The organism is Thermus sp. 2.9 (assembly GCF_000794385.1).
In the GTDB taxonomy this organism is placed as follows: domain Bacteria; phylum Deinococcota; class Deinococci; order Deinococcales; family Thermaceae; genus Thermus; species Thermus thalpophilus.
The window spans coordinates 25,266-32,303 of sequence record NZ_JTJB01000024.1 but is presented as its reverse complement, the minus strand read 5'-3'; the positions used below and the strand labels follow the sequence as shown (position 1 = coordinate 32,303).

General features: G+C 64.5%; 5 protein-coding genes. 3 read left to right on the top strand and 2 right to left on the bottom strand.

The window, feature by feature from the left end:
- From QT17_RS05835 to mqnB, 3 genes are all read left to right on the top strand, one after another.
- Positions 1-1,469 (top strand): nucleoside-diphosphate sugar epimerase/dehydratase (locus QT17_RS05835; protein WP_039457684.1); only part of this gene is annotated, 1,469 nt, incomplete at its 5' end.
- A gap of 18 nt (positions 1,470-1,487) precedes the next feature.
- Entirely contained in the window at positions 1,488-4,238 is a 2,751-nt protein-coding gene (locus QT17_RS14880) for a Wzz/FepE/Etk N-terminal domain-containing protein (RefSeq protein WP_039457681.1), read from the top strand.
- A gap of 6 nt (positions 4,239-4,244) precedes the next feature.
- Entirely contained in the window at positions 4,245-4,904 is a 660-nt protein-coding gene (mqnB, locus tag QT17_RS05825; protein ID WP_039457672.1) for a futalosine hydrolase, read from the top strand.
- 37 nt (positions 4,905-4,941) lie between these two features.
- Here mqnB and QT17_RS05820 read toward each other — a convergent pair whose 3' ends face one another.
- Positions 4,942-5,556 (bottom strand): superoxide dismutase, encoded by a 615-nt coding sequence (locus QT17_RS05820; protein WP_039457669.1) that lies wholly within the window; start codon positions 5,554-5,556, stop codon positions 4,942-4,944.
- A gap of 68 nt (positions 5,557-5,624) precedes the next feature.
- Entirely contained in the window at positions 5,625-7,022 is a 1,398-nt protein-coding gene (fumC, locus tag QT17_RS05815; protein ID WP_039457667.1) for a class II fumarate hydratase, read from the bottom strand.
- Positions 7,023-7,038 lie beyond the last annotated feature (16 nt).

Genomic DNA, 7,038 nt, shown 5'->3' with positions numbered 1-7,038 from the left:
GGGAGAGCAAAAGGGGGCGAGGGATTAGGGGGCGCCGGGTCCTGGTGGTGGGGGCTGGGGAGGCGGGGAGCATGTTGGCTAGGGAGATGCTCCGCCACCCGGAGGCTGGCCTTTACCCTGTGGGCTTCCTGGACGATGACCCCAACAAGAGGGGGCAGACCATCGCCGGTATCCGGGTGATGGGCACTTTGGATGAGCTTCCCAAGGTGGCCAGGGCTTTGGAGGTGGAAGAGGTTTTGGTGGCCATGCCTTCGGCTCCTGGGGCTGTGGTGCGCAAGGTGGTGAACCTGGCCCGGGCCGTGGGGGTTCGGTACCGTATCCTGCCAGGGATTTACGAGATCCTCTCTGGCCGGGTGGAGATTTCCCAAATACGGGAGGTGCGGCTGGAGGACCTCCTTCGCCGCGAGCCTGTGCGCCTTAACTTGGAAGAGATCGCAGGTTACTTGGAGGGGCGGGTGGTGTTGGTCACGGGAGCGGGGGGGTCCATTGGGAGCGAGCTGGTGCGGCAGGTGGCCCGCTTCCATCCGGAGCGGGTGGTGCTTTTAGGACGCGGTGAGAATAGCCTCTTTCTTTTGGAAAAAGAGTTGGAGGCGAACTGGCCTGAGCTTAAGTACAGGGTGGTGGTAGCCAATGTACAGGACCGGGACCGACTTCGCTACATTTTTCAGCTCCATAGGCCCCAGGTGGTGTTCCATGCAGCCGCCCACAAGCACGTGCCCTTGATGGAGGCCAATCCCGGTGAGGCCATTCTCAACAACGTATGGGGGACCCAGAACGTGGTGGAGCTTTGCCTTGAGTTCGGGGTGGAGCGCTTGGTAAACATCTCCACCGACAAGGCGGTCAACCCCACTTCGGTGATGGGGGCCAGCAAGCGGGTGGCGGAGCAGGTGGTGGCCTGGGGAGCTTTGCGGGCAGGGCCCGATCAGGTGTTTGTTTCCGTGCGCTTTGGCAATGTCCTGGGAAGCCGGGGGAGCGTGGTACCCCTTTTCATGGAGCAGATCAAGAGGGGCGGTCCGGTGACCGTGACCTATCCCGAGATGCGCCGCTACTTCATGACCATCCCTGAGGCTGCGCAGTTGGTGTTGCAGGCTGGGGGTATAGGGGAGAATGGACGGGTCTACATTCTGGACATGGGGGAGTCGGTGAAGATCCTGGACTTAGCCAAGGACCTGATACGCTTGGCGGGCCTGGAGCCTTACCGGGACATAGATATTGTCTTTACAGGCATACGGCCTGGGGAGAAGCTCTTTGAGGAACTTCTCACCGCCGAGGAGGGAACGGAGGCCAGCCGGCATGAGAAAATCTGGGTGGCCAGGAACGCCCAACTCCCCTCGGATTTCCCCCATCTTCTGGAAGAGCTCTATCGGATAGCGCGCCAAGGCGATGGTTTAGAGGTGCGCAAGATGCTGAAGCGCCTTATCCCCAGCTACCGGCCTGAGGGTGTGCCGGCTGGGGAAGGATCTGGATAGGGTATAGTGGACCCCGTGATGGTGGGAACCCCCAGCGAAGAGCTTTCCTTGCGGGATATCGTTGAGGTCCTCAAGCGGCAAAAGCTTTGGATTCTAAGCCCACCTCTAGCCTTCGGCGTCCTAGCCCTCATCTACGGCTTTTTCATCGCCGAGCCCCGCTACGCCTCCACCGCCACGGTGAACGTTTCCCCGGTGCAGGTGCAGGCCCAGCTGGAGCAGCGCATCCAGGTGCAGGGACAGAACCTCCTCACCTTTGAGGGCCTTAAGGCCCTGGCCTTTTCCGAAGAGGTGACCAAAGAGGTCTGGGAAACTTTGAAACAAGAGGGGAAGCTACCTACCGCCTGGCAGGACCAGGGGGGCACCCCAGGCCTGGAGCGGATGGTGAAGGACTTCAAGATCAAAAACGAAACCTCCCGGCAGCAGGAGCAGGTAGTGCCCCAGGGGCAGGTGCCCCCGGTGGTGGCTTCCCTGAGCGTGGAGGCGCCTACCCCCGAGGTGGCGGCCAAGGCGGCAAACCTTTGGGCAGAGGCGGTGACCAGGCGGGTGAACCGGATTCCCTTGGCGCGCCTCGAGGCCAACCTACAAGCCCTGGAAGAGCAGATCGCACCAGCTGAAAGGACTTACCAAGAAGCCCAAGCGCGCTGGGAGGCCTTCCAAAGAGCCTCTACTTTGGCTCAGGACAAGGCGGAGCTAGACGCCAAAACGGGGGAAAGGGTAAGCCTGGACCAGGAGCTTTTCGCCCTGGAGCGGGACCTGGCGGCGGTTCGCGGGCGCATGGAGGCCTTGATGGCCGAAGTCCAGCGTCAGGTTGCCTTGGTGCCCATTGGCACGAGTCCCGAGCAGCTGGCCATCATTGGCAAGCGTCTTCGGGAAGCCCAAGAGAACCTGCGGCGGGAAACGGAGAAGGCTCGGCAGAGCTACGTTCAAGCGGCCCAGGCATTGGAGCGCTTCAAGGGGAAAGAGCGCATCCCCGTTTGGCAGGCGGAGATCTCTGCCTATACGGAGGGCTTGGCTTCCGCGCAGGCGCGGCTTCTTGGCATTCGCAAGGACTTGGCGGTTAAGGAAACCCAGCTACGGGAAGCCCAGACCCGCTTGGAGGAGTACAAGGCCCAGTTGCCGGGCTTGTCCTTAGAGAACCTGGTGGCGGGTTTGACGGTGAGGGAGGCGGAGGCTTTGGTGGCGGAGCGCCTGAGGGAGGCGGACACGCGGCTTAAGGCGGCGGAGGCGGCGTGGCAGGCCTACCAGAGGGAGAACCAGCTATCCGTGCTGAAGCAGCAGCTTGGGGGCTTTGCCGACCGTGTGGCGAGCATCCGGCAGCGTTTAAACGGGATTATCACGGAGCGGGCCCGGGTTCAGGAGGCCTTGGGTGTAGCCCGGCAACGCTTTGAGGAGTTCAAGGGTGAGCTTCCCAGCCTTTCCATAGAGAACCTGGTGGCGGGGCTTACGGTGAGGGAGGCGGAGGCCCTGGTGGCGGAGCGTTTAAAGGAGGCGGACGCCCGGGTGAAGGCGGCGGAGGCCGCGTGGCAGGCGTACCAGCGAGAGAGCCAGCTCAACGTGTTGAAGCAACAGCTTGGGGGTTTTGCCGACCGGGTGGCGAGCATCCGGCAGCGCCTGGAGAAGATCCCCACGGAGCGGACGGTACTGCAAAGGCGCCTTGCGGAGGCCGAGGCGGAGCTAGCCAAGGAGCCCAAGCTGCTCGCCTTGGAAAGGGAAGTGGTGGCGGATCCCGTGGTGGCCGCCGCTATTGCCCGGGGAGGGGACCTGCAGGCCTTGGTGGGCCTGAAGCTCAAGAACCAGGAACTGAACCCCGCCCACCAGAAGCTCCTCTTCACGGCGCTGGACCTGCGGGCGGATTTGGCGGCCCTGGACCGGGAGGAGCGGGCTTTGCGGGATGAGGAGGCGCGGCTTCAGCCGCAAGTGGCGTCGTTGCAGGAGCGGATAGCGGAGGAGGAGGCGAAGCGGGCGCGGCTTTCCACGGAGCTGGAGGTGGCTCGGGACATCTACAATGCGGTGTACCGGTATGCGGAGAACCTGAAGCGTTTGGCGGCGAAGCCGGACACGAGGCTGCGGGAGGTGAGCCCGGACGTGCTCCGGTTCCGGGACGAGGTGGTGGCCCTCGAGGCCGAGCGCGCGGCCCTGGAGGCGGAGCGCCAGGCCTTAGAGCGCAACGTGCAGGAGTACGATCGCCGCATTCAGGCGCTTCGCGGCCAGGTGGCCGCCCAGGAGCGCGAGAAGGAGGCGGTGCTCCTGGAGTACAACACCAAAAAGGCCGCCTACGAGACCTTCCGGGCCCGTTACGACCAGATCGCCAACCTCACCGCCCAGGACTTGGCCTTCGACAACCCCAACCCCGAGTACCAGCGCCTGCGCTCGGCCCTCATCGACGCCCAGGCGGAGGAGGCGAGACTTTTGGCCCGAAAGGCGGCCCTGCAGGCCCGCATCGCCCAGGTGGAGGCCCGCATCGCCCTCCTCAGGGAGCGGGTGGCCAAGGCCCAGGTGGAGCAGGACCGGCTGAACCAAGCCCTGGAGCTGGCCAAGAACGCCTACCTGGCCCTCTCCCAGAAGAAGACCGACCTGCAGATCGAGCTGGCCAGCTCCCAGAACTCTTTGGCCCAGGTCATCGCCCCCGCCTACCCCATCTACGAGAAGGTGGCCCCCAAGCGGGGGCTCATCTTCGCCCTGGCGGTGGCTCTGGGGCTCATGCTGGGGGTTATGGCGGCCTTCGTGGCCGAGGCTCTTCGGGGCGAGGGGCAGGCGCGGGCGGCGTAGGCTTTTGTGGGCTGGCTTCTCCTTTCCCCCACGGCTTTGGAGGCCTCCTTCCTCCGGGGGGAGGCCTTTTCCTTTCTGGGGCGGAGAGGCTTGAGGGGGGAAGGCTTCGTCTACTTGGAAACTGGGATCGGCAAGGTGAACGCCGCCCTCACCCTGGCCACCTGGGCCAGCCGGAACCCGGTGGAGAGGGCCCTCCTCTTGGGCATCGCGGGGGCCTACCCGGAAGCGGGCCTGGCCCTGGGGGAGGCGGTCCTGGTGGGGGAGGAGGTGGAGGCGGACCTGGGCCTTCGGGAGGGCCTCGAGCCCCTGGGCTTTCCCGCCCTCGAGGTGGGGGGGAAGCGCTACTACAACCGCTTTCCCTTGGACCCCGGCCTCACCCAGCGCCTCGCCCAGGCCCTGGGCCTAAAGGTGGCGGTGGGCCTTACCCGGGACCTGGTTTCCGAAACCTCCGAGGAGGCGGAGGCCTTGGCGAGGCGCTGGGGCGCCCAGGTGGAGAGCATGGAGGGGGCGGCCTTCGCCCGGGCCTGCTTGCTCTTGGGGGTGCGGGGGGTGGAGCTCAGGGCCATCTCCAACCCCGCCGGGGTGCGGGACAAGGCGGCCTGGCGGGTGCGGGAGGCGGTGGCGGCCTTGGGGGAAGCGGTGGGGCGCCTTCTGGAGAAGGGCTAGGCCCGGGGCCAAGGGCCCCGGGCCCATCCGCAAGGCCTCAGCTCCTCTTGTAGATCTCCTCGGCCTTGTCCCAGTTGAGGACGTTCCAGATGGCCTGGAGGTAGTCCGCCCGGCGGTTTTGGTACTTCAGGTAGTAGGCGTGCTCCCAAACGTCAATGCCCACGATGGGGGTGAAGCCCTCCATCACGGGGTTGTCCTGGTTGGGGGTGGAGAGGACGTGGAGCTTGCCGAAGGGATCCTTCACGAGCCAGGCCCAGCCCGAGCCAAAGCGGCCCATGGCCGCCTGGGTGAGCTTTTCCTTAAGAGCCTGGAAGCCCCCAAGCTGCTCGTCAATGGCCTTCTTCAGCTCTCCCACGGGCTCCTTGGCCCCGCCCGGGGTGAGGAGTTGCCAGAAGAGGCTGTGGTTTAGGTGCCCACCCCCGTTGTTCCGCACCGCCGTTTGGATGTCCTGGGGGAGGGCGGCCAAGTGGCGGAGGAGGACCTCCACCTCTACCCCATGCAGGTAGGGGTACTTCTCCAGGGCGGCGTTGAGGTTGTTCACGTAGGCCCCGTGGTGCTTTTGGTGGTGGATCTCCATGGTCTTTGCGTCAATGTGGGGCTCGAGGGCCTCGTAGGGGTAACCGAGTTCCGGAAGCTTAAAAGGGTACGGCATACTTCACCTCCCAAGCCCCACTATAAAGCGCCCACCCCTAAAGGGGGTGGGCGTTCTCACAAAGCACCTTAGCCCTCGTGGGGCTTGGCCAGCTTCAAGGGCACCACGATGCGGTCAAACTCCTCTTCCGTGAGGTAGCCCAGCTCCAAGGCCGCCTGCTTCAGGGACTTCTTCTCCTTGATAGCCTTCTTCACGATCTCCGCCGCCTTATCGTAGCCGATGGCCTTGTTGAGGGCGGTGGCCAGCATGGGGTTTTTCTGGAGGTGCTCCTCAATCCGCTCTAGGTTGGGCTCAATCCCCTTGGCCAGGTGCTCGTCAAAGGATTCCATGGCGTCTGCCAAGAGCTTGATGGACTCGAGGGCGGCGTCCACCATGACCGGCTTGTAGACGTTGAGCTGGAAGTTCCCCTGGCTTCCCGCGAAGGCCACCGTGAGGTCGTTACCGTAGATTCGCACCACCACCATGGTGAGGGCCTCCACCTGGGTGGGGTTCACCTTGCCGGGCATGATGGAGGAGCCGGGCTCGTTGGCGGGGATGAAGATCTCCCCGATGCCCGCATATGGCCCCGAGGCCAGCCAGCGGATATCGTTTCCGACCTTCATCAGGGCCCCGGCCAGGGTGCGCAAGGCCCCCATCACCTGGACCAGCTCGTCGTGGGCGGCCAAGGCGGCGAAGCGGTTTTCCGCTACCCTAAAGGGAAGGCCCGTTTCCTCCGCCAGGTACTTGGCCACCAGTTCTCCAAAGCGGGGGTGGGCGTTGAGGCCCGTGCCCACGGCGGTGCCGCCGATGGCGAGGTTGTGGAGGCCCTTTTCCGCCTCCTTCACCATGGCGAGGGTGTTTTTAAGCTGCGCCGCCCAGCTTCCCACCTCCTGCCCCAAGGTGATGGGCACGGCGTCCATGAGGTGGGTGCGCCCGGTTTTGACGACGTGGTCAAAAGCCTTGGCCTTTTCCTCAAAGGTGGCGATGAGGGCTTCCGCCGCCGGGTAAAGCCTTTGGTGGAGCGCCAAGGCGGTGGCCACGTACATGGCGGTGGGGAAGGTGTCGTTGGAGCTCTGGCCCCGGTTCACGTGGTCGTTGGGGTGGACGTACTTGCTCCCCAAGGGCTTGCCCAAAATTTCCGAGGCCCGGTTGGCGATGACCTCGTTCACGTTCATGTTGGTCTGGGTGCCCGAACCCGTCTGGAAGACCACTAGGGGGAAGTGCTCGTCCAGCTTGCCCTGGACCACTTCCTCCGCCGCCTGGATGATGGCTTTGGCGATCTCCTCGGGAAGCTCCCCCAGCTCTAGGTTGGCTCTGGCGGCGGCCTTCTTTAACATCCCGTAGGCCCTTATGACCTCCGTGGGCATGCGGAAGCGCCAGGCCCCGATCTTGAAGTGTTCCAAGGAGCGCTGGGTCTGGGCTCCCCAGTACTTGTCCGCCGGCACCTTCACCTCGCCCATGGTGTCCCGCTCAATCCGGTATTCCATAGGACCACCTCCGGAC

What these genes read in the sequence shown, in the direction of transcription:
- fumC (WP_039457667.1), bottom strand. Translation starts at nt 7,022, where the DNA reads ATGGAATACCGGATTGAGCGGGACACCATGGGCGAGGTGAAGGTGCCG.
- QT17_RS05820 (WP_039457669.1), bottom strand. Translation starts at nt 5,556, where the DNA reads ATGCCGTACCCTTTTAAGCTTCCGGAACTCGGTTACCCCTACGAGGCC.
- QT17_RS14880 (WP_039457681.1), top strand. Translation starts at nt 1,488, where the DNA reads ATGGTGGGAACCCCCAGCGAAGAGCTTTCCTTGCGGGATATCGTTGAG.